At 64.3% G+C, this 20,090-nt stretch carries 16 protein-coding genes; 6 read left to right on the forward strand and 10 right to left on the reverse strand.

Annotated features, from left to right (window positions below):
- Nucleotides 1-14: 14 nt before the first annotated feature.
- From IGS58_RS02105 to IGS58_RS02135, 7 genes are all read right to left on the reverse strand, one after another.
- On the reverse strand, nt 15-551 hold the full coding sequence (locus tag IGS58_RS02105; protein ID WP_230520560.1) for a hypothetical protein: 537 nt from the start codon (nt 549-551) through the stop codon (nt 15-17).
- The gene (gene pilO, locus IGS58_RS02110) at nt 548-1,168 is read right to left on the reverse strand and encodes a type 4a pilus biogenesis protein PilO (protein WP_230520561.1); all 621 of its coding nucleotides are present in this window, start codon (nt 1,166-1,168) and stop codon (nt 548-550) included. The genes IGS58_RS02105 and pilO overlap by 4 nt, the downstream gene beginning before the upstream one ends.
- Nucleotides 1,156-1,698: a hypothetical protein gene (locus tag IGS58_RS02115; RefSeq protein WP_070253771.1), complete on the reverse strand. Its 543-nt coding sequence runs from the start codon at nt 1,696-1,698 to the stop codon at nt 1,156-1,158. Before IGS58_RS02115 ends, pilO begins: the two co-directional genes overlap by 13 nt.
- Entirely contained in the window at nt 1,689-2,477 is a 789-nt protein-coding gene (locus IGS58_RS02120) for a hypothetical protein (protein WP_230520562.1), read from the reverse strand. Before IGS58_RS02120 ends, IGS58_RS02115 begins: the two co-directional genes overlap by 10 nt.
- A complete protein-coding gene (locus IGS58_RS02125; protein ID WP_070253776.1) occupies nt 2,464-4,161 on the reverse strand; it encodes a GspE/PulE family protein in 1,698 nt (565 codons plus the stop codon). The genes IGS58_RS02120 and IGS58_RS02125 overlap by 14 nt, the downstream gene beginning before the upstream one ends.
- A 25-nt stretch (nt 4,162-4,186) precedes the next feature.
- A complete protein-coding gene (locus tag IGS58_RS02130; RefSeq protein WP_070281608.1) occupies nt 4,187-5,380 on the reverse strand; it encodes a type II secretion system F family protein in 1,194 nt (397 codons plus the stop codon).
- Between the two features lie 249 nt (nt 5,381-5,629).
- Entirely contained in the window at nt 5,630-8,161 is a 2,532-nt protein-coding gene (locus tag IGS58_RS02135) for a M4 family metallopeptidase (protein WP_034780355.1), read from the reverse strand.
- A gap of 670 nt (nt 8,162-8,831) precedes the next feature.
- Here IGS58_RS02135 and IGS58_RS02140 point away from each other — a divergent pair.
- A complete protein-coding gene (locus IGS58_RS02140) occupies nt 8,832-9,488 on the forward strand; it encodes a hypothetical protein (protein ID WP_034780353.1) in 657 nt (218 codons plus the stop codon).
- Nucleotides 9,489-9,539: 51 nt separating this feature from the next.
- Here IGS58_RS02140 and argH read toward each other — a convergent pair whose 3' ends face one another.
- On the reverse strand, nt 9,540-10,937 hold the full coding sequence (argH, locus tag IGS58_RS02145; protein ID WP_099389069.1) for an argininosuccinate lyase: 1,398 nt from the start codon (nt 10,935-10,937) through the stop codon (nt 9,540-9,542).
- Nucleotides 10,938-11,202: 265 nt separating this feature from the next.
- Between argH and IGS58_RS02150 the strand changes: the two genes are divergently transcribed.
- From IGS58_RS02150 to IGS58_RS02160, 3 genes are all read left to right on the forward strand, one after another.
- On the forward strand, nt 11,203-11,409 hold the full coding sequence (locus IGS58_RS02150) for a hypothetical protein (RefSeq protein WP_070256105.1): 207 nt from the start codon (nt 11,203-11,205) through the stop codon (nt 11,407-11,409).
- A gap of 160 nt (nt 11,410-11,569) precedes the next feature.
- The gene (locus tag IGS58_RS02155; protein ID WP_070256102.1) at nt 11,570-11,995 is read left to right on the forward strand and encodes a GNAT family N-acetyltransferase; all 426 of its coding nucleotides are present in this window, start codon (nt 11,570-11,572) and stop codon (nt 11,993-11,995) included.
- 155 nt (nt 11,996-12,150) lie between these two features.
- Nucleotides 12,151-13,356, forward strand: coding sequence for an alpha/beta hydrolase family protein (locus tag IGS58_RS02160; protein WP_167468698.1), 1,206 nt, complete (start codon nt 12,151-12,153; stop codon nt 13,354-13,356).
- A gap of 36 nt (nt 13,357-13,392) precedes the next feature.
- On the opposite strand, the gene IGS58_RS02165 is transcribed toward IGS58_RS02160, so the two are convergent.
- Together IGS58_RS02165 and IGS58_RS02170 are read right to left on the reverse strand one after the other, a co-directional pair.
- On the reverse strand, nt 13,393-14,781 hold the full coding sequence (locus tag IGS58_RS02165) for a YfcC family protein (RefSeq protein ID WP_083299835.1): 1,389 nt from the start codon (nt 14,779-14,781) through the stop codon (nt 13,393-13,395).
- A 17-nt stretch (nt 14,782-14,798) separates the two neighbouring features.
- Nucleotides 14,799-15,935: a succinylglutamate desuccinylase/aspartoacylase family protein gene (locus tag IGS58_RS02170; RefSeq protein ID WP_070256141.1), complete on the reverse strand. Its 1,137-nt coding sequence runs from the start codon at nt 15,933-15,935 to the stop codon at nt 14,799-14,801.
- A gap of 201 nt (nt 15,936-16,136) precedes the next feature.
- On the opposite strand from IGS58_RS02170, the gene IGS58_RS02175 reads away from it, so the two are divergent.
- The gene (locus IGS58_RS02175; protein WP_230520563.1) at nt 16,137-17,138 is read left to right on the forward strand and encodes a MurR/RpiR family transcriptional regulator; all 1,002 of its coding nucleotides are present in this window, start codon (nt 16,137-16,139) and stop codon (nt 17,136-17,138) included.
- Between the two features lie 31 nt (nt 17,139-17,169).
- On the forward strand, nt 17,170-19,962 hold the full coding sequence (locus IGS58_RS02180) for a TonB-dependent receptor (RefSeq protein WP_230520564.1): 2,793 nt from the start codon (nt 17,170-17,172) through the stop codon (nt 19,960-19,962).
- Nucleotides 19,963-20,090: the final 128 nt, after the last annotated feature.

Here is a 20,090-nt window from a genome sequence, read left to right on the forward strand (position 1 = left end):
TGCGGCGCGTCGTTTCAATTGAGGTCCCCTACGGCGAGTGTCTGTTTCAGGTTGAGCGGCAGATAGGTAAATTGCAGAGAACCCTGCACCACGCCGTCGAAGCGGTAGCGCTCTTCGAGCGTGTCGCCGGGGCGCGCCACCACATTGCGTTCGCCCGCCTGCAGGAAGTAGGCGGCCTTGCCTTCGTCGACAAAGCGGCCCAGGAATTGAAATGGCAGCGGTGGCGGCGCGTTTGCATCCACGCGGGCTGCGGGTAGTGCCGCCTGGGCTGCCTGCTGGTCGAGCATGATCTTCTTCGGCGTCTCCGGCTGCCAGCTCTGCTTGGCGAACAGGGTCGCTGCCTCGTCGTCATCGAGTCCCCGGCGCGGTTCGATGGCCAGCGCACGATTGGTTTGCGGAACGGCGGCTGCGGCGAGGGGGGCTGGCGCCACCCGCTCCACCTGGCGCGTGGTGGCCGTGGCCGGTCCCACGATGCTGCCTTCATCCTCGGGCGCGAAGAGGGCGGCCAGCAAGGTCGCCACGGCGGCGCCTCCCAGTACGGCTTTTTTCATCGGCGCACCTCCGCCTTTTTCACCAGCAGGATGAACTGGATGCGCGCGTCGATCTCGCCCGCCTCGATCTGCTCGCGTTTGAAGAGCACGGAGTCGAGCGTCAGGGTGGGCAGCGCCTGCAGGGCATCGACGATAAAGGTCTGCAGCTGCGCGTATTCGGCTTTGACGGGCAGGGTGATCTGGTAGCGCAGGAAGGCCGTGTTGCCGTCTTCCTGCGGCTTGTAGTCGGCCTTGGCCAGGGTGACGCCGCTCTTTTGCGCCACTTCCAGCAAGGCCTTCAATTGGTCGGGAATGCTGTCATGCGCGGGCAGGTAGGCGTGAAAGGCGGCCAGGCTGTCCGCATCGGCATCGAGCGCGACGGCGACCGGCGGCTGCGCCGACTGTTTCGCCGCAGCGGCCAGTTGCGCCGCCAGTTGCTGCTGGCGTGCGGCCAGCGCATCGCCCTGCTGCATGGCGAAAGCGGCCAGCGCCAGGCAGGCCGCGCCGAGGGCGCTGGGCCAGCCGAGGGTGCGCCCCAACCGTTGCGCTTCCCACGCCAGGCGCGGCGGCATGCGCAGCTGCAGGCGCGCGCGGGCCACGGGCGTGCTGGCTTTGAATACGGGTTTTATTGCCGCCATTGCGCCTCCAGCTGAAAACGATAAGGATGTTCGGGGGCGTTCGCGTTCATTTCATGCTTGAGCAGATACACGGAGCTGAACATGGGCTGCTGGTTCAGGAAAGCCAGGTAGTTGAGCATGTCCTGCGGCGTTTCCGCCTCGGCGGCGATCTTCAGGACGCTGGCGCCATCCTGTCCCTGCTGCGCGTTCAGGTCCAGCCCCAGCAAGGCCACGCGCACGTCGCGCGGCGCCTGCACGGTCTTGACCAGGCGCGTGACGGGCAGGTTAAGCTGGCGCACGGCGGCAGCCACCTGTTTCAGTTCGATGTCGCGTTCGCGCTGCTGGCTGGCGGACAAGGGCGCGCGCACGGGACGCGCGGGCTGCAGCTGCGCCAGCTGCGCTTCCAGGCGCCGCGTTTCCTGCGCCTGCACCAGCCAGTACCCGGCGGCCGGCAGCAGCAGCAAGCCGCCCGCCAGGCACAGGGCCAGGCGCCAGCCCTTGAATGTCTGCACTGCGCCGGGCGCCAGCAATTCCAGGCGGCTCAGGCCCATGCTGCCTCCCGCATCAGGTGGGCGGCGCCGGCCACGGGAAGGGACTGGAAGCGCGCCGGCAGCTCGTCCTGCGGCATGCCGCTCAAGTCGAGCAGCGCCACGTGTTCGATCGCGTCCAGCTGTGGTGCGCGCAAGTTCCAGCGCCGCCACGCCCGATCCAGTTCGTCGCCCCAGGCGGCGCCGCAGGACTGGCTATGCAGGCCCGTGATGCGCCCGCCGCCCGTCGTTGCCAGCAGCAGCCGTCCCGCTTCCACCAGGGCGAAGGCGGCAGGTCTGCCGCCGGCGATGCTACGCCAGGCCGGCCCGACGATGGGTTCAAGGGACAGGCAGCGCCGTCCATTCGCGGCCGCCGCATCCTGCACGCCGTGCAGCAGGGCCGCATCGATGCCGCAGGCCAGGCGTGGCTTGCCATAGGGCGCATCGTCGGCAGCCAGGCGCCAGGCGCGCGCGCCATCGCCGTAGACGGCAGCGAACTGGCTATGCAGGAAGCGCTGTGCGCTGCTCCGGTCGAGCAGGGCGCCGCTCCACGGCACCATCAGCATGGCGCACCAGCGGCTGGCCAGGCTGACGGCCAACGGCAGTTTTTTTTCACTGTGCTGTTCGAGCCAGCCGCGCAGGGCGGCCAGCGCCACTTCCCAGCTGGCGTCGGGGTTCGCAATGGGCAGGTGGAAGGCGCTGTCGGGCACGGGACGGCCGGCGCGGCGCAGCACGCCGTGCAGCCCGTGCGGCGCCAGGTGCAGGCACAGGGTGGCGCGGGTAAGGCGTTCAATAAGTGACACGATTGAGCTCCGCTAAAGTGGTTTCGCCGCGCCGCACCAGGTCCAGGCCCGCTTCGCGCGCCAGGCGAAAGCCGTTGCGCGCCGCTTCTTCCTTCATCTGGCTCAAGGGCGCCCGCGTGCAGATCATTTCGCGCATGGCGTCGCTGAGCATCAGCACTTCGGCGACGGCCTTGCGGCCCTTGTAGCCGGTGCCGCGGCAGTGGCCGCAGCCCTTGCCGGCCATGAATTGCCAGTCCTGCACCTGGTGCAGGGCCAGGCCGCTGTCGCGCAGCTGCTGCGCATCGGCCAGCACCTCGGCGCTGGCATCGACGGCGCAATGGGCGCAATTGAGGCGCAGCAGGCGCTGCGCCACGATGCCGTTCAGGGCCGCCGCAAAGCTGTAGGCGTCCACGCCCATGTGCAGGAAGCGCCCGACCACATCAAAGACGTTATTCGCGTGCACGGTGGTAAACACCAGGTGGCCCGTGAGCGCGGCCTGCACGGCGATCTGCGCCGTCTCGTCGTCGCGGATTTCGCCGATCATGATCTTGTCGGGATCGTGGCGCAGGATGGAGCGCAGGCCGCGCGCGAACGTCAGTCCCTTCTTTTCATTGACGGGTATCTGCAGCACGCGCGGCAAGCGGTATTCGACGGGGTCTTCGATGGTGACGATCTTGTCGCGGCCCGTATTGATTTCCGTGATGGCCGCATACAGGGTGGTGGTCTTGCCGGAACCCGTGGGCCCGGTCACCAGCAGCATGCCGTGCGGCTTGGCGGCCAGGCGGCGTATCTGCTCGATGGCGTCCTCGTTCAGGCCCAGGCTTTCCAGGCGCAGCGCTTGCGCCGCTTCCGTCAGCGCGCGCCGGTCCAGCAGGCGCAGCACGGCGTCCTCGCCAAAGATATTCGGCATGATGGAGACGCGAAAGTCGATCTCCGCCCCTTTCACGCGCACCTTGAAGCGGCCGTCCTGCGGGATGCGGCGCTCGGCGATGTCGAGATCGGCCATGACCTTGATGCGCGAGATGATCTGCTCGGCCATCGCCAGTCCCTGCACCTGGCCCGCCTGCACCAGCACGCCGTCGACGCGGTATTTGATGACCAGGCTGGCCACGTCGCATTCGAGGTGGATGTCGCTGGCCTGGAATTTCAGGGCATCGTAGATGGTGGAGTTCACCAGTTTCACTACGGGGCTGCTGTCTTCGCTGATGCGGATCAGCGAGATATCCTCGATACTCTGGTCGAGTCCCGGCACGTCATCTCCGTGCTGCATTTCCTGCATCGCCTGCTGCACGCTTTCCTGCTGCAGCAGATAGGCGGCCAGGTCGTCCGGGTGCGCCAGCGCCACCGTGAAGGGCGTGGACAGGGCGAAGTCGGCCCACTGCAGCAGGTCTTCCGCAAACGGGTTGCCGACGACGAGCACGGGCGGCGCGCCGGGTACGCCCGGCTGCAGCAGCACGCAGTCGCGCTGGGCGCAATCCGTGTAGGGCAGCAGGGCAAAGGCGGGCAAGGCGGCTTGCAGCTCGGCCATCGTCCAGGCCGGGTAGCGGAACAGGGCGGCCAGCTGGCGCAAAAAGACTTCGGGCGGCAGGGCCGCCATTTCCTGCAGCACGGCCATCCGCGGGCGGCCCTGTTCCAGCGCGCTGGCGTGGGCCCGGCGCAGCATGGCAGCATCAAGCACGGCCCGTTCTTCGTCGCGCGCGTTCATGGCAGGCACCACATGGTAAAAACCGTCACGATAAGCTCCCGGCCAGTTCAAAGATCGGCATGTACATCAGCACCACGACGCCGCCGATGACGACGCCGATGATGGTCATCAAGAGCGGTTCGAGCAGGCGCGAGGCCCAGTCCACCCAGCGGGCGAATTCCTCGTCGTGGAATTTGGCCGAGCGTTCCAGCATGTCACCCAGGCGGCCCGTGTTCTCGCCCACTTTCAGCAGCGATTGCGCCACCGGCGTGGCCATGCCGGCGTGTTCCAGCGCGGTGGAAAACGGCATGCCTTCCTGCACCGCGCGGCGCGCCTGCGCCAGCTGCTCCTGCTGCGCCGGCAGCAGCATGGGCGCGACCATGGCCAGCGCCTTGTGCAGGGGGATGCCGGCATGCAGCAGCAGGCTGAGAGCCCGGTAGAAGCGGGCCAGGCGGAATTCGGCAGCCTTCTCCGCCAGCACGGGCAGGCGCAGCAGGCGCAAGACCAGGGCCTGGCGCGCGCCGGCATTGGCGATGCCGAAGACCACGGCGGCCACCACGGCGGCCAGCGCGCTGGCGCACAGCAGCGGATGCGCGGCCAGGGTCTGGCCAAAGCCGAGCAGCATTTGCGACATCCAGGGAATCTCGCGGCCCGAGCTTTCGTAGACGACGCTGAATTTGGGCACCACGTAGCCGAGCAGGAACAGGGTCACCAGGCCGCCGACGACGAGCAGCATGCACGGGTAGATGGCGGCGGAAATGAGTTTCTTGCGGATGGCGTCGAACTGCAGCTGGTAGCCGACGAAGCGCGCCAGCGCCTCGGGCAGGTTGCCCGAGCGTTCGGCCGCATGCACGGTGGCGATGTAAATGTCGGGGAAGATGTCGGGGAAACCGGCCAGGGTGTCGGAAAAGCTTAGGCCCTGTTGCAAGGTGAGCACGATGGCGGCCAGCGTGGCCTTTGCGCTTGGCCGCGTTTCCTTGTTATGCAGGGTGGCCATGGCTTCGCCCAGGTTCAGGCCCGCTTCGAGCAGGGCCAGCAGCTCCTGGCTGAATTGCAGCAGAGGCAGGCCCTGTTTGCCGGGACGCAGCGCGACGCCCGTCTCCTGCGCAGCGCCAGCGTCGACGGCCAGCACGCGCCAGCCGCCGCGCACGGCCGCGCGGATCGCTTCGGCCTCGCTGGCGGCGTCGATGGCCAGCGCCTGGCTGCCCGCCGGGCCCTGCACCTGGAGGTGGAACTGCATCGTCGGCTCAGGCGAGCATGGCGAGGGCCTGGGGCGTCAAAATGGGGTGATGTGAAAAGGGGAATGCGCGTGCGGACAAGGTCGAAGTAGGCATCGGTCAGGAACAATCCAAAAAAAGTTCAATTCGTCGCGGGTACCGGCAGCAGGCAAGCTGCAATCACTGCCTCAGGGTAGACTGGAATTGCCAGGAAATCAATCGTGTTGTGCGGGCAAGCCTTGTATTGATGGCTTGCCCGCATGTTCAGCCGCTTACTGGGTGACCAGGCTGACCTTGTCGATCACGAACGAGGTTTGCAGCGATGCGTCCTCGGTCGCGGCAAACGAGATCTGCACGGTCTGGCCCTTGTAGGCGATCAGGTCAAACGTGCGGATCTGGTAGCCGGCAGCCTTGTTCACGTTCGAGTACGAGGCCAGGGTGCCCAGCACCGTGCCGGCGCTGTTCTTCACGGTGACGACCAGCTTGTCGTACACGGTATTGCCCGTTTCAGCCGTGTCGATATGCAGCGCGAAGGTCAGGCTGGCCGAGGTGGCGGCAGCCGGGATGGCCACGCTTTGCGTCAGCGATTCGCTGGCCGTGGCGCCGTTGCCGCCCAGCCAGGCGTACTTCGTGCCTTCGTACGCGGTTTGGCCCGTGAAGGTGCCGATGGCGCCCGTGGTGCCGCTCCAACCCGTGGCGCCGGACTCGAAGCCGCCGTTCGTCACGCGTTCGGTGGCGCTGCTCGTGCCCACCGTCAGCGTGGCGTTGTTCGACGTGGCCGTCACGGCAGGCGAGGACGAATCCGTCACCGTGGCCTTGAAGACGGCGCCGCTGTCGGCCGCTACGGTCGTGAAACTGTAGGCGGGCGATGTGGCGCCGCTGATCACGGCGCCGTTGCGGTACCACTTGTAGGTGTACGGTGCAGTGCCGCCGCCCGCGCCCACTGCGAACGAGGCGGTGGCGCCCGGTGCGACGGTGATGCTGGCCGGCTGGCTGGTGATGGTCACCGCGCCGCCCGTCGTCGATTCATCGACGTCGGCGCCCACGTTGATGGCCGCATACGCGCGCTTGACGGCGATCGCCTCGGCGCTGCCCACGCCATACAGTTCCTCGGCTGCCAGCAGCACCTTGTTGCGCGCGTCGGCGTAGTTGGTCGACGAAGTGAACTTGGTGGTGGCGGCCTTGAACCAGATGCGGTAAGCCTTGTCGCTGCCGATACCGGTCATGGCCAGCGGGCTTTTGTTCAGGTAGGAGCTGTAGTAGTCGCTGCTGGACGTGGAGTTCGAACCTTGCGACAGGAAGTAGAACATGCGGTTGTTCGGGCCGCTGCTGTAGTGGACGTCGAGGTTCTTGATGGTGCTGCTCCACGCATTCGGGCTGCTGCCATCCTTGCTTGGCTTGTACAGCCAACGCAGCGGCTGGCCATTCTTGGCGATTTCCTTGCCCGTCATCCAATCGTTGCCCGTGTTGGGGATCGTGGTGCCCGTGCCGCCGGCGCGCGCATACGCTTCCACCATTTCACCGGCGATGTCCGAGCTCGATTCGTTCAAGCCGCCCGACTCTTGCGAGTAGATCAGGCCCGAGGTGGCGTCCGTGATGCCGTGGCCCATTTCGTGGCCGATCACGTCGATGGAACCGAGGTTGTTGAACGAGCTGCCGCCGTCGCCGATGTACATGCACTTGCAGCTGCTGTCGTAGTAGGCGTTGTCATAGGCCGTGTTGACGTGGGCGGCGATGTGGGTAGCCGTGTTGTTGCCGTCCAGGCTGGACCAGCCCAGCACATTCTTGTGCGTGTCGTAGGTGTTCATCAGGCCCCACATCGCGTTCACGGCCGCCGTCTGGCCGTTGGCGTTGGTGGTGCTGCCGCCGTTGATGTATTGCTGGCCGTCGCCCCAGGTATTGCTGGTGCTGCTGTACACGCTGCCCGAGCTGGTGCCGTGATTGGCATTCGTGATGGCCATGCCGCCGAAGCTGCCGCCCGTGCCGCGGCTGGGGTCCTTCATGGTGTAGGTGCTGCCCGTGAGCGTCGTGTTGAGCGGTACCTGGCCGTTGTACTGGCTGTTGCCGATGCCGGCCACGGTTTTCAGGGCTTTCCATTGACGCAGGATGCGGCCATCCTTGGCGCTGACGACGGTGTCGTAGTAGACGGGCTTGTTACCGCTGATCATGCGCGTCTGCACCAGATAGGCCAGCTCGTAGTGGTCGACCACGTCCTGCACGTCGAGGGCGTTCAACGCGGCTTCCGATTTGTTCTCGGCGCCGGCCACGCGCACGGTTTTCATGACGGGGTAGATCAGCAGTTGCGCATGCGGCGGCACGTGGTCGACGGCGCGCACGCCGATGCTGTCCACGGCGGCGGCGATGGCTGCCGCCGCGCTGATGGCGGGCGTGGTGTCGATATCGGTGGTGGCGCTGCGGGTGACGGAATTGACACCGCCGCTACCGAGGCCGGAAGCGCGGTCCGACACGGATTCGCTGACGATGTCGCCGGCGCTGTTGCTGACCACGACCGTTTCGGAACCGAAGACGGGCAAACCCTTGTAGGTGTGCTGCACGCGGCTCACGCGTGTGCCGCTGACGCCAGGATGCTGGGCGCCGACGGCAAAGCCATGTTCGGTATTCAGGCCGCGGCTTCGCGCCTGCGCAGCCAGCTTGTTGACCAGGCTGGCGGTCTCTTGTGGAGAAGCCAGGGCGACCGGGGCGGCCATCAGGGTCTGTGGCAGCGGCGTGGCGGCGTCTGCCGTGGTAGCCATCAGCGGCAGGGCGGCGATGGATGCGGCAACTATCGTCAAACGTAAATTCATTTCTGCTCCATGGTATCGGTTAAGGAAATGGTGAATGAGCTGGCCGCGATGCCTGATGGCCACCCCGGCGTGCCTGACAGGCGGATAGCCTGCCGTTTTGTGGTGGCATGACGCCGGGTAGGGGGACACTAAACTTGTCGATATCGCCATGTCAAAAAATTCAAGAAATGGGTCACTACGCGAATTTTTGTTAAGAATTGAACATTTGTCGGTGCTACATCAGCGCAAAGTTTGATCTACCACAAGCTGTAACTTTTGTTTTGGACTACTTCCCCTAATGGCGCGTTCTGTTGGAAAAACACTGTTGCATTTTCTAAATGTTGCGATCTACACTAGGTATTCGCGTGGCCCCAACGGACCAGGCGAAGACAAAAAAAGCGCACGCGGCAATGACCGCGTCCAGATACAGCGCATCGGGAAAAAAATTCGGGAGTTTCACATGACGTCAGTTCTGTTTTCTGCTGTTGGTTTCAGCCATTTCCCCTCTGGAGCGGCATTCATGCTGCATCCGCCTTCCTAGCCGCCGCCAGCCGGTTCTTCCCCCGCGAGGGGGTTCTTTTCCGCGAGTCCGACCGCGCCGCCCGGCGCGGCCGCTGGCGCAGTGCATCCTTTTTTCAGGAAGGGTTGCCGGCTCCTGGTGCGTGCACCGGAATCACCGGCCCGACGAACTATGCTTTCGATAGCGACCAAAGTGGAACAGATCGTGATGGAATCGGCCTTTCTCAGCGAGGGATTGGGCCGCGGCTTGCTGAACCTGTCGGAACTGGCGCGCCAGCTGCAGCCGCAATTGCAGAGCGACTTATGGAAACCGGTGGGGCAGGCCGCCGTGGTGATGGCGCTGCGCCGCCTGGCCGAACGGATGCCGCAGCAGAAAAGCGGCGAAATCGTGCTGGCGCACCGCGCGGGAGAACTTTCCACGCGCAGTGAATTGATGATTTTTACCTACCGCTATTCCGACCAGACCTATGACTGCCAGCGCCAGTTGCTGGCGCTGGCCGCACCCCAGCGCGGCACCTTCATCACGGTCACGCGCGGCGTCAACGAGGTGATGGTGATCTGCAGCCGCAGCCTGCACGCGCTGGTGGAAGAGGTCTTCGGCGGCGAGCAGGAACTGGCGCGCCTGGAGCGCGTGACGGCCGTGACCCTGCACCTGGCGCCCGAGACCTGCTATACGCCAGGCGTGTATCACGCCATCCTCAAGCGCCTGGCCTGGGAGCGCATTAATCTGATCAATATCATCTGCACCTACACGGAACTGACCTTGCTGCTGGAAGCATCACAGACGGGGGCCGCCTTTTCCGTGCTGTCGAAGATCGTCGCGCAATGAAAAACGCCCCGCTGCAGCGCTGCAGCGGGGCGTTTGCGGGATGGAAGCCGCTTATTTTTCCAGCTGCGTGCGCACGCGGGCAATCGCGGCGCGCACCTGGTTTGGCGCGGTGCCGCCCACGTGGTCGCGCGCGGCCACGGAGCCTTCCAGGGTCAGCACTTCAAACACGTCTTCGCCCGTCAGTGGCGAGAAGGCGCGCAGCTGCTCCAGCGACAGGTCGGCCAGGTCGCAGCCCGCATCGACGCAGGCGCGCACGGCCAGGGCCACCGCTTCATGGGCGTCGCGGAACGGCAAGCCTTTCTTGACCAGGTAATCGGCCAGGTCGGTCGCCGTGGCATAGCCCTGCAGGGCTGCCGCGCGCATCGCTTCCGGCTTCACCGTGATGCCGCCGGCCATGTCGGCGAAGATGCGCAGGGTGTCGATGACGGTATCGACGGTGTCGAACAGCGGTTCCTTGTCTTCCTGGTTGTCCTTGTTGTACGCCAGCGGCTGGCCTTTCATCAGGGTCAGCAGGCCGGTCAGGTGGCCATACACGCGGCCCGTCTTGCCACGCGCCAGTTCCGGCACGTCCGGGTTTTTCTTTTGCGGCATGATCGACGAGCCGGTGCAGAAGCGGTCGGCGATGTCGATGAAACCGATGCGTGGGCTCATCCAGATCACCAGTTCTTCGGCCATGCGCGACACGTGCATCATCAGCACGGCGGAGGCGGCGCAAAATTCGATGGCGAAATCGCGGTCCGAGACGGCGTCGAGCGAGTTGTGGCACACATCGTCAAAGCCCAGCGTTTTTGCCACGCGCAAGCGGTCGATGGGGAAGGTGGTGCCGGCCAGCGCGGCGGCGCCCAGCGGCAGGCGGTTGACGCGCTTGCGGCAGTCGGCCATGCGCTCGGCGTCGCGGCCGAACATTTCAACATACGCCAGCATGTGGTGGCCAAAGGTGATCGGCTGGGCCACCTGCATGTGGGTAAAGCCCGGCATGATGGTGTCGGCATGCTGCTCGGCCAGGTCCGTCAGCGCGCTGCGGAACGTCGCCAGCAGGGTGGTGATGTCGTCGATGGCGGAGCGCACGTACAGGCGGATGTCGGTCGCCACCTGGTCGTTGCGCGAACGGCCCGTGTGCAGGCGCTTGCCCGCGTCGCCTACCAGTTCGGTCAGGCGTTTTTCGATATTCAGATGGACATCTTCCAGGTCCAGCAGCCATTCGAACTGGCCGGCGGCGATTTCCTGCGAGATTTGCGCCATGCCGCGCTGGATTTCCGCGTAATCGGCCGGGCTGATGATGGCTTGCGCATGCAGCATTTCCGCATGGGCCAGCGAGCCTTCGATGTCGAACAGCGCCAGGCGCTTATCAAAAAATACAGAAGCTGTGTAGCGCTTGACGAGGTCCGAGACCGGTTCGGAAAACCGGGCCGACCAGGCTTCGCCCTTTTTGGAGAATTGATCAGTCATGAAAGAAGTCCTTTAGTGTACGGCGATTATAAACAAGGTTGGCCGGCGGTAGGGCTTTTAGGACCTTGCAGGGCGCTGAAATGGCCAGGAATGGGGCTCGCAAGCCTCAAATGCCACGACGCGGGCACGTTGTGCGTTTCATCCGAGCTTTTTGTATTCTGTCCCGCGAATCGTGCGTTTGGTCGCAATCCGATGGCAGTTCAGGGGGGATCGGTCTACAGTTCAATCATCGCAGCAGACAACCAGCCACCCAAAGGACACCATCATGAACATCGCTAAAAACATGGAAGCCATCTTCGTCGCCATCATCGCCATCGCCGCTGCTACCAGCCTGGCCACCGCCGCCGTGCCGAAGTTCCGCGCCGCGCCGGCCGCTTCCGTGACCTTCGTCGCCAGCGCCGATCAAGCCACCATGCATACTGTGTATGTCAGCGCCAAGCGTCTGAACGCCGAAGAGAAAGCCGCCCTGTAAGCATGGCGGCAGCGTGCCAGTCGCAGCTACGGCAGCAGCAGGCAGAGTACCCCCGTCATCAGCAGTCAGAAGGGGCGGCAGCCCGATTCTTTCCTGCTCAGGTGACAGCAGCGCGCAAATCGCCGATGATCGGCTTTTCCCACGACAGGCGGACAGCGTGATGCCACACTTGAAGATCAGTAGCGACAAGGCGGAACTTGACGTTCCGGCCATTCACCATTTTCTCAGTACGCAATCGACATGGGCCATCGGCATCGCGCAGGCCACCGTACAGCGCGCTATTGACCATTCGCTATGCTTCGGCGGCACGCTGGACGGCCGTCAAGTGGCGTTCGCCCGCGTGGTCAGCGACTACGCCACGTTTGCCTATCTGGTCGACGTGTATGTGCTGGAAGAGTGCCGCGGCCGCGGCTACAGCAAGCGCCTGATGGAGGCCGTGATGGCGCATCCCGACTTGCAGGGTTTGCGCCGTTTCATGCTGGCCACCAGCACGGCGCATGGCTTGTATGCGCGTCACGGCTTTACGGCGCCGCTCAGGCCGGAGACGCTGATGGAGCGGTATCTTCCCGATATTTATCGGCGTTGAGCAGCTGGAGCCGTTTGCGCGCGGCCCCGGTCCTGCCCTGATATTTCCGTTTTCTTGATCAACAACGCGACAGCCCCCTATCGGACCCTGATCCCATGACCTCAAATTTTTTCTGGCCTCTGCTTGCCGTATCGTTCTCGGCGACTGCTGCGCCCATGCCGGATGCATTCAGCCCGGCGCCTTGCGAGACGGGCATTTTTCGCCAGGACCAGACGGGCTTTGTCGCCGTCACCAAAGGGGGAAAAGGGTACAGCTATACCTTCAGCGACGGGACCGTTGGCAACACGCAGGATGCCGGGGCACTGGTTGTCTGCGGAGAGGACGCGGTGCTTGTCAGCGGCAAGGGGCGCTGGCCGAAAGTGGCATTGGCCGAATCGAATACGCGCTTTGAATCGCATGGCGTCATGCTCGCGGGCCGTTTGATGGAAGCGCCGGGCGCAGGCAAGGACACGCCGCTGGTCGTGTATGCCCATGGTTCCGAAGGCAGCGGCTGGATCGACCGCGCGCGCGATCCCTATCAGATGGTTGGACGGGGCGTGTCCGTTTTCGTGTATGACAAGCGCGGCACGGGGCTGTCCGAAGGCGAATATACGCAGAATTTTCCGCGCCTGGCCGATGACCTGGTGGCCGCGTCGCGCGAAGCAAAACGGTTGGCGCAAGGGCGCTACGGCCGCTTCGGCCTGATGGGCGTGAGCCAGGGCGGCTGGATCGCCCCGCTGGCGCTGGCGCGCGCCAAGGCGCAATTTCTCGGCATCGGCTACGGCCTGGTGGCCGATATCACGGAGCAGGATGCGGCGCAGGTCGCCATGGAATTGCGGGACAAAGGCTATGGCGGCGACGTCATCGCCAAGGCCAGGACGGCGACGGATATCACGGCCAGAATCGTCAAATCCGGCTACAGGGATGGACTGGGCGACCTGTCGGCATTCCAGCAGCAGTTTGGCAAGGAACCGTGGTTTTCCCTCATCAAGGGAGGCTACACGGGGGTGTTGCTGGGCATGCCGGCTGATGAACTGCGCAAAAATGGCATACCGCGGTTCGACAAGCTCGATATCGACTGGTCGCTCGATCCCGTGCAGGTTGTAAGTCAAGTGACGGCGCCGCAGTTATGGGCCCTGGCAGAGGACGACCGCCAGGCGCCGCCAGCCGTCACCGTGGAGCGTCTGACGGCATTGCGCAGCCAGGGCCAGGCCATCTCCGTCTACCTTTTTCCGCAGGCCGATCACGGCATGCGCAGCTACGCTCAGGCGCCGGATGGAACGCGCAAGCCCACCATCATCACGCCCGGGTTTTACGACTTGATGGCCGACTGGGCAAAGGGCGGCGTCCATGGCGCCTACGGACAGGCGTATAGAAAATAAGAAAGCCACGGCGATTGCGCATCGCCGTGGCCTTTTTTACTGCCAGTGCATCAGGCAGGGCGGAATCAGCAACAGCAGCGCCAGCACCAGGTAAATCAGCTGCAGCGGAATCATCCACTTGGCCCACGTAATCCAGGGCACGCGCGCCAGCGCCAGCACGCCGACAGTGATGCCGGACGTGGGGATCATCGGCGTGGTGAATTCGCCGAACTGGAAGGCCAGGATGGCCGTCTGGCGCGTCACGCCCACCAGGTCGGCCAGAGGCGCCATGATCGGCATGGTGAGAGCCGCCTGGCCGCTGCCCGAGTGGATGAAGAAGTTGATCACCGACTGCATGAAGAACATCTTTTGCGCGGCGAAGACGGGACTCGACGACGCCACCAGGGGCGTCAATGCGTGCAGCATGGTGTCGATGATCTGCGCGTCGCGCGCCAGGATCATGGTGCCGCGCGCCAGCGCGATGACCAGCGCCACGCTGACCATGTCGCGCGCGCCCTGCACGAACGACGCCACCAGACTGTCCATGTCGAGCCGGCCGACCAGGCCGACGACGATGGCCATCACCAGGAACAGGGCGGCGATTTCATCGATGAACCAGTCGTACTTGACGACGCCGACGACCATCGTCAGCAAGGTTGCCATGAAAATCCACAGCACCGCGCGGTGCGTGCGCGTCATGCCGGCAAAGCTGTTCAGGTCCAATGTGTGCTCGCTGCGCTTTTCGATATCGAGCAGGTAGGTCGGGCTTTTTTCCGGATGGCGCTTGATGCGCGCCGCGTACCACATCAAGAACACGATGCTGACCGCCGTGGCGATGGCCCACACGATCAGGCGGTAGCCGATGCCGGAAAAGATCGGCACCCCGGCGATGCCCTGCGCGATGCCGACGTTGAACGGGTTCAGGAAGGCGGCGGAAAATCCCACTTGCGAGCCGATGAAGGGAATCGACACCCCCGTGATGGTGTCATAGCCCAGGGCCAGGGCCAGCGGCACGAAGATCAGGATGAAGGGAATCGCTTCCTCGTTCATGCCGAAGGTGGCGCCGCCCAGCGAGAACATCGTGAAGAAGACGGGGATGATGGCGGCGCGCACGAAGCGCGAACTGGTATGCGCCTTGGCGATGGCCTTGATCAGCGAATCGAAGGCTTCCGTTTTTTGCAGCACGGCGAAGGCGCCGCCGACGATCAGCACGAAGCCGATGATCAGGCTGGCGTCGACGAAGCCCTTGATGGGCGCCATCATCAGCGCGGCGAGTCCCTGCGGCTTGTTGTCGACATAATGAAACGTTCCGGGGATGATCAGCTGCTTGCCGTTCACCAGCTGGGTATCGAATTTCCCGCCCGGCACCAGCCATGTCGCCAGGGCGATCATGGCCAGGATGCCGCACAGCAGGACGAAGGTATTGGGGAGCTTGAATTTTCTCATGGCGCTTTTTGTGACATTTATTGGCTCAGCAGGCTGCCGCCGCGGAAGGCGACGGCGCCGGCGACCTTGCCGACGTTCATGCCCCGCAGGACGTGGCGGTGGGCGCTGCGCGCAAAAAAGACGCCGGCCACGGTGCAGCGCAAGGTTGTCGTCTCGCCGCTGACGGGGTCGATCAGGTCGGCCACGGCGTCGCCGGCGGCCAGCACGTCGCCCATTTCGCGCAGATACACCAGTACGCCGTGATGCGGCGCAAGGATCGGTTCCACGCCGGCCAGCGGCGTCGGTTCGCATTGCGGCGCGGGCAGATCGTCGCCGGCGCCGGCTATCTCCAGCACGCCCTCGATGGCGAGAAAGCGCAGCAGGGCGGCGGCGTCGCGTTCGGCCAGGGCGTAGCTCACTTCCACCTCGCCGCGCAACTCGACCGTGGTCGACAGGCAGGCGGCGGGAATCGGATAGCGTCCGCCGAAGTGCGCGCCGAGATCCCACCACAACCGGCTGCACGCTTCGTCGAACGGCTCTTCGCCAGCCGCCAGTTCCAGCAGCACGGCGCGCGCGCCCAAGAGCGCGGACAGGGGCGCGATCTGCGCCGCCAGCGGCGTGCCCGTATAAATGTGCAGGGCCGCCTCGTTATCGCAATGCAGGTCGAGCACGATGTCGGCGTCGATGGCCATGCCCAGCAGGGTTTTCTTCAAAGTCTCCGCATCCGTGCCCGGCCGCCAGGCGGCGACTGCCGCGCGCGCATGCTCGCGTATCAGCGCCACGTTGGCTTGCGCATCCTGTCCCAGCTGGCCATCGAGCGTGGTTTTCAATTCATCGGCCACGTGGCGGTAGGCGCGGTTGAAGTTGATGCCGGTGGTCAGGTCGAAGCGGCCGAACGGCGCGCCATGGATGGCTTGCGCCAGGCCGATCGGATTGGCGGCCGGCACCAGGATGATTTCGCCATGCACCTTGCCCGCCGCCTCCAGCGCCAGCAGTTCGCGGCGCAAAAATTGCGACACCAGCATGCCCGGCACTTCATCCGCATGCAGCGCCGCCTGGATGTAGACCTTCTTGCCGCTGCGGCTGGTGGCTGCCGCGGTGCCGAAGTGAAAGCTGCTCAATTGGCACGCTACGCTGGCGTGCGCGGTGGAGATGGGGTGCTGTTGTACTTGCATGGTGAATTCGCCCCAAAACGGGGCGCGGTTGATGGATTTCGGTCGATTATGTAGCAATATTTTCACGAAGTAAATCAATGAAAATCCTTTTACAAATATTTGTTGAGTTTTCTTTTTGATATGAGTACAGTAAGTTCCAGCGACCCGATTTCGCCTTCCGCCAGTGATCCGCAGTGCCCCAGAATACAGGCCGCCAGTGATATGAGAGCATCCGCCAATCCTGCACGCAGCAGTCCCCACACGCCACGGGTTGGCACGCTGGCGTCGCCCGATGCCGCGTTCGCGCAGTCTCCGCTGGGGCAGGCACTGATGCACGTGCTGGCCGGCGGCTCGGCTTCGCAGCGGCAGATCGCCGACTACCTGCTGCGCAACCAGATGCGGGTGACGGCGCTGGGCATCGAGGAACTGGCTGACAGCTGCCAGGTATCGACGGCCACCATCAGCCGCTTCGCGCGCGATATCGGCCAGAAGAATTATTCGGCCATGCGCGGCGCCATGGCCGAAACCCTGCAATCGTTGTTGCAGCCAGTCGACAAATTGCGCCGCACGATAGAGCGCCGCGCGCGCACCACGTCGCCCATCACGGAAAGCCTGGAATATGCGGCCGCGAATATCGCCGCCACGTCCGATGCCCTGTCGCCGCACGCCATGCAGGCCGTGGTGCGCCGCCTGACGCGCGCCAGGGTGGTGTATGTGATGGGTTTTGGCCTGTCGGCCAACCTGGCAGGCATGCTGGTGCAGCATCTGCAGCCATTTTGCCCGCATGTGGTGGAGGTGGTGGGCATCGGCGGCTCGGAAGTGGCGGCCGGCCACCTGGTCAACCTGACCGCGCACGACGTGCTGGTGGTGATCTCGTTCCCCCGCTACACGCTCGACTGCATCGGCCTGGCCAGCTTCGCGCGCGACCGCGGCGCCTGCATCGTGGCGCTTACCGATTCGCCCGCCTCCCCCCTGGCCGAACTGGCCGATCACGCGCTGTATGCGCAAAGCACACACCCCGTTCTGCCCAGCAGCGCCAGCACGGCGCTGGCCATGATCGAAGCGCTGGCCGTGGCGCTGATGGTGTCGAACAAGAAGAACGTTGAAAAAGCGGCCCGTCTGAGCGACGTCATCGCCGCCTATCTGTACGGCGGCGAGCATGGCGTGCAGGGACCCCGGAAAACAGCGTCAAAGCAACGCAAGGCAGTCGCAAAGTCATTATAAAAATCAGGCATCATCATTGGGGAGAGTGGCAATGCACATGAAAAGACAAGACGGCGGCTCCTTGCCACGCGAGTCGGTGCTGGCGCAAGGCGTGCGACTGGCGCTGGGCGCCGTGAGCGTGTCGGCGGCGCTGGGCATGCTGGCCGGCGGCGCGCAGGCACAGGAGCAGGTGCAGGACGGCGACGCCGCACCGAAAAAAATGCAGCGCGTGGAAATCACGGGGTCGGCCATCAAGCGGCTGGAATCGGAGACGGCGCTGCCGGTGCAGATCATCACGCGCGCCGAGATCGAAAAGGCGGGCGTGACGACGGCGGCCGAGCTGATGGCGCGCGTGTCGGCCAACGTGGGCGGCCTGACGGACGGCGCCAGCATCAATATCGGCGGCGACCAGCGCGGCTTCAACAGCGCCAACCTGCGCGGCGTGGGCACGTCATCGACCCTGGTGCTGCTGAATGGCCGGCGCATGGCCAACTTTGCCTCGCCCGGCGACGATGCGGGCGTGGATCTGAATAATATTCCCGCTGCCGCCCTGCAGCGCGTGGAAGTGCTGCTCGACGGCGCCTCGGCCCTGTACGGCACGGACGCCATCGGCGGCGTGATCAATTTCATTACGCGCAAGGATTACCAGGGCGTGGAGCTGAACGCCTACGGCAGCCGCACCGATGAAGGCGGCGCGGGCAAGCGCACGGCCAGCATCACGGCCGGCACGGGCGACCTGGGCACGGATGGCTACAATATCTTCGCCGTGGTCGACCTGCAAAAAACCGACCGCCTCAGGTCCTCGCAACGCAAGTTCATTCCGAACCTGCAGGTTCCGCAGCGCCTCGGGCATTTGCTGTCGAGTTTTACCAGCCCGGCGAATATCCGCCTGTCGGGGGAGCAGCGCGACTATTTGCAGGAACAGGGCTTCCTGCTCAATGGCCAGCCGATCAGCGGCCGGCAGATCAATCCGTCGATCCCGAACTGTTCGCCGCCGGCCAATCTGTACCTGCCAGCGGGAACGGGCGGCGTCGATGCCTGTACCTACGATTACATGGGCGACACGGAGCTGTATCCGAAGACGGACAAGCAGAACCTGCTCACGCGCGGCGTACTGAAACTGAATAACGAGCACCAGCTGTACGCGGAAGTGGCGCTGAGCCGTTCGCGCAGCTATTACGTGGGCTCGTCGGCGCGCGTGATCGGCTATCTCGATTACAGCAAGGTGCCGCAGCTGGCCAATACCGGCCTCGATAGCATCGTCGACGAAGACGGCAATCCGACTGCGCGCGAACTGGAGCTGCGCATGCGGCTGAACGAGGCGGGCATGCGCACCAGCCAGTTGACCAGCGAGAGCCAGCGCTTCGTGGTGGGCGCCAGCGGCACGCTCGCCGGCTGGGATTACGACGTGGGCTTCAATCACAGCGTCAACGTCGTGAAGGACCGCGACACGCATGGTTATGTCCTGTACGACAAGCTGTTGGAAGGCATCGCCTCCGGCGACATCAACCCGTTTGGCCCATCGGGCGCGAAGGGCAAGGCGCTGCTCGACAGCATCCAGGTCAATGACGAAGTACGGCATGCGCGCGGCACCATGGATGCGCTCGACTTCAAGGCATCGCGCGCGCTGATGGCCCTGGGTGGCGGCGACATGGCGCTGGCCGTGGGCGGCGAAGTGCGCCGCGAGCGCACCGAGTTCCGTCCTTCGGCGTTGCTGATGAGCGACAACATCAATAACGACGCGGCGCCTGAAGGCGGCGTGGCCACCAGCGACAGCCGCAAGGTGCAAGCCATCTACAGCGAATTGCTGCTGCCGTTTACCAAACAGTGGCAGGCGCAGTTGTCGGGGCGCTATGACCATTACCAGCAGGTGGGCGGCGCCCTCAGTCCGAAGATCGGGCTGACCTACATGCCCAGCAAGCAGGTGCTGCTGCGCGCTTCGGCCGGCAGGGGCTTCCGCGCGCCATCCATGTCCGATCTGCACCGGCCCACGGCCTACAGCAGTACGGCGACGCTGCCGGATCCCGTGTATTGCGCGAGCGAGAACAATGATTACTCCGTCTGCGCCGATAATTGGGATACGCGCCGCTACAGCAACGACAAGCTGAAACCGGAGCGCAGCCGCCAGTTCACGGCCGGTCTGGTGCTCGAGCCGAGCCGGCACTGGACCTTCAGTGCCGACTACTGGAATATCAAGCGCACGGACCTGATCAGCGAAATCGGCGACGATATCATCCTGGGCAACCTGGCCAAGTATGGCGACCTGGTGCACCGCGACGAAGACAATGAAATCGACTACATCGAGCTGCGCAAGGAAAACCGCGGCGCGCAAAAGGCGGCGGGTCTCGACATCACGGCCGACCTGCATGGCGTGCAAACGGCGTGGGGACGTTTCGGCGCCCACCTGAGCGGCACCTACGTGCTCGATTCGAAAATCCAGACCAGTCCCGGCGACGTCTTTATCAGCAACCTCAATAAATTCGTCACGGAAGGCGTGGTGCAGCGCTGGCGCCATACGATCACGCTCGACTGGGACAATGGCCCGTATTCGGCCAGCCTGTCGAACACGTATTCGAGCGGCTACGATGACCAGAACTCGGCCATCAACACGGATAACGGCAGCGTCGTCAAGCCGAATCGGGTGAAGGCCTACACGCTGTGGGACATGTCGGGCGCGTATGCCGTCAGCAAGCAGTTCAAGCTGCGCGCAGGCATACAGAATCTGTTCAATACCAGCCCGCCATATTCGAACCAGGCCTACTTTTTCCTGTCCGGCTATGACCCGACCTACACGGATCCGCGGGGACGGCGCTTCTATGCGAGCGCCAATTACAGCTTCAAGTAAGCAGTTTTACATAGAAGCGTGGAGATACCGCAACAACGCCGTCATCTACGGCGGGTAGCATCGTAGTGCGATGGCGCTGGGTTGCAAGCAGCAGTATTGCAAGCAGCAGTATTGGCAGCAAGGGCGCG

The sequence above is a fragment of the Janthinobacterium sp. EB271-G4-7A genome (assembly GCF_020858075.1).
GTDB lineage: Bacteria > Pseudomonadota > Gammaproteobacteria > Burkholderiales > Burkholderiaceae_D > Janthinobacterium > Janthinobacterium lividum.

Bases quoted from the DNA above. Each gene is read 5' to 3' on its own strand.
- IGS58_RS02105 (WP_230520560.1), bottom strand. From the start codon at position 551: ATGAAAAAAGCCGTACTGGGAGGCGCCGCCGTGGCGACCTTGCTGGCC.
- pilO (WP_230520561.1), bottom strand. From the start codon at position 1,168: ATGGCGGCAATAAAACCCGTATTCAAAGCCAGCACGCCCGTGGCCCGC.
- IGS58_RS02115 (WP_070253771.1), bottom strand. From the start codon at position 1,698: ATGGGCCTGAGCCGCCTGGAATTGCTGGCGCCCGGCGCAGTGCAGACA.
- IGS58_RS02125 (WP_070253776.1), bottom strand. From the start codon at position 4,161: ATGAACGCGCGCGACGAAGAACGGGCCGTGCTTGATGCTGCCATGCTG.
- IGS58_RS02130 (WP_070281608.1), bottom strand. From the start codon at position 5,380: ATGCAGTTCCACCTCCAGGTGCAGGGCCCGGCGGGCAGCCAGGCGCTG.
- IGS58_RS02135 (WP_034780355.1), bottom strand. From the start codon at position 8,161: ATGAATTTACGTTTGACGATAGTTGCCGCATCCATCGCCGCCCTGCCG.
- IGS58_RS02140 (WP_034780353.1), top strand. From the start codon at position 8,832: ATGCTTTCGATAGCGACCAAAGTGGAACAGATCGTGATGGAATCGGCC.
- argH (WP_099389069.1), bottom strand. From the start codon at position 10,937: ATGACTGATCAATTCTCCAAAAAGGGCGAAGCCTGGTCGGCCCGGTTT.
- IGS58_RS02150 (WP_070256105.1), top strand. From the start codon at position 11,203: ATGAACATCGCTAAAAACATGGAAGCCATCTTCGTCGCCATCATCGCC.
- IGS58_RS02155 (WP_070256102.1), top strand. From the start codon at position 11,570: ATGCCACACTTGAAGATCAGTAGCGACAAGGCGGAACTTGACGTTCCG.
- IGS58_RS02160 (WP_167468698.1), top strand. From the start codon at position 12,151: ATGCCGGATGCATTCAGCCCGGCGCCTTGCGAGACGGGCATTTTTCGC.
- IGS58_RS02165 (WP_083299835.1), bottom strand. From the start codon at position 14,781: ATGAGAAAATTCAAGCTCCCCAATACCTTCGTCCTGCTGTGCGGCATC.
- IGS58_RS02170 (WP_070256141.1), bottom strand. From the start codon at position 15,935: ATGCAAGTACAACAGCACCCCATCTCCACCGCGCACGCCAGCGTAGCG.
- IGS58_RS02175 (WP_230520563.1), top strand. From the start codon at position 16,137: ATGAGAGCATCCGCCAATCCTGCACGCAGCAGTCCCCACACGCCACGG.
- IGS58_RS02180 (WP_230520564.1), top strand. From the start codon at position 17,170: ATGCACATGAAAAGACAAGACGGCGGCTCCTTGCCACGCGAGTCGGTG.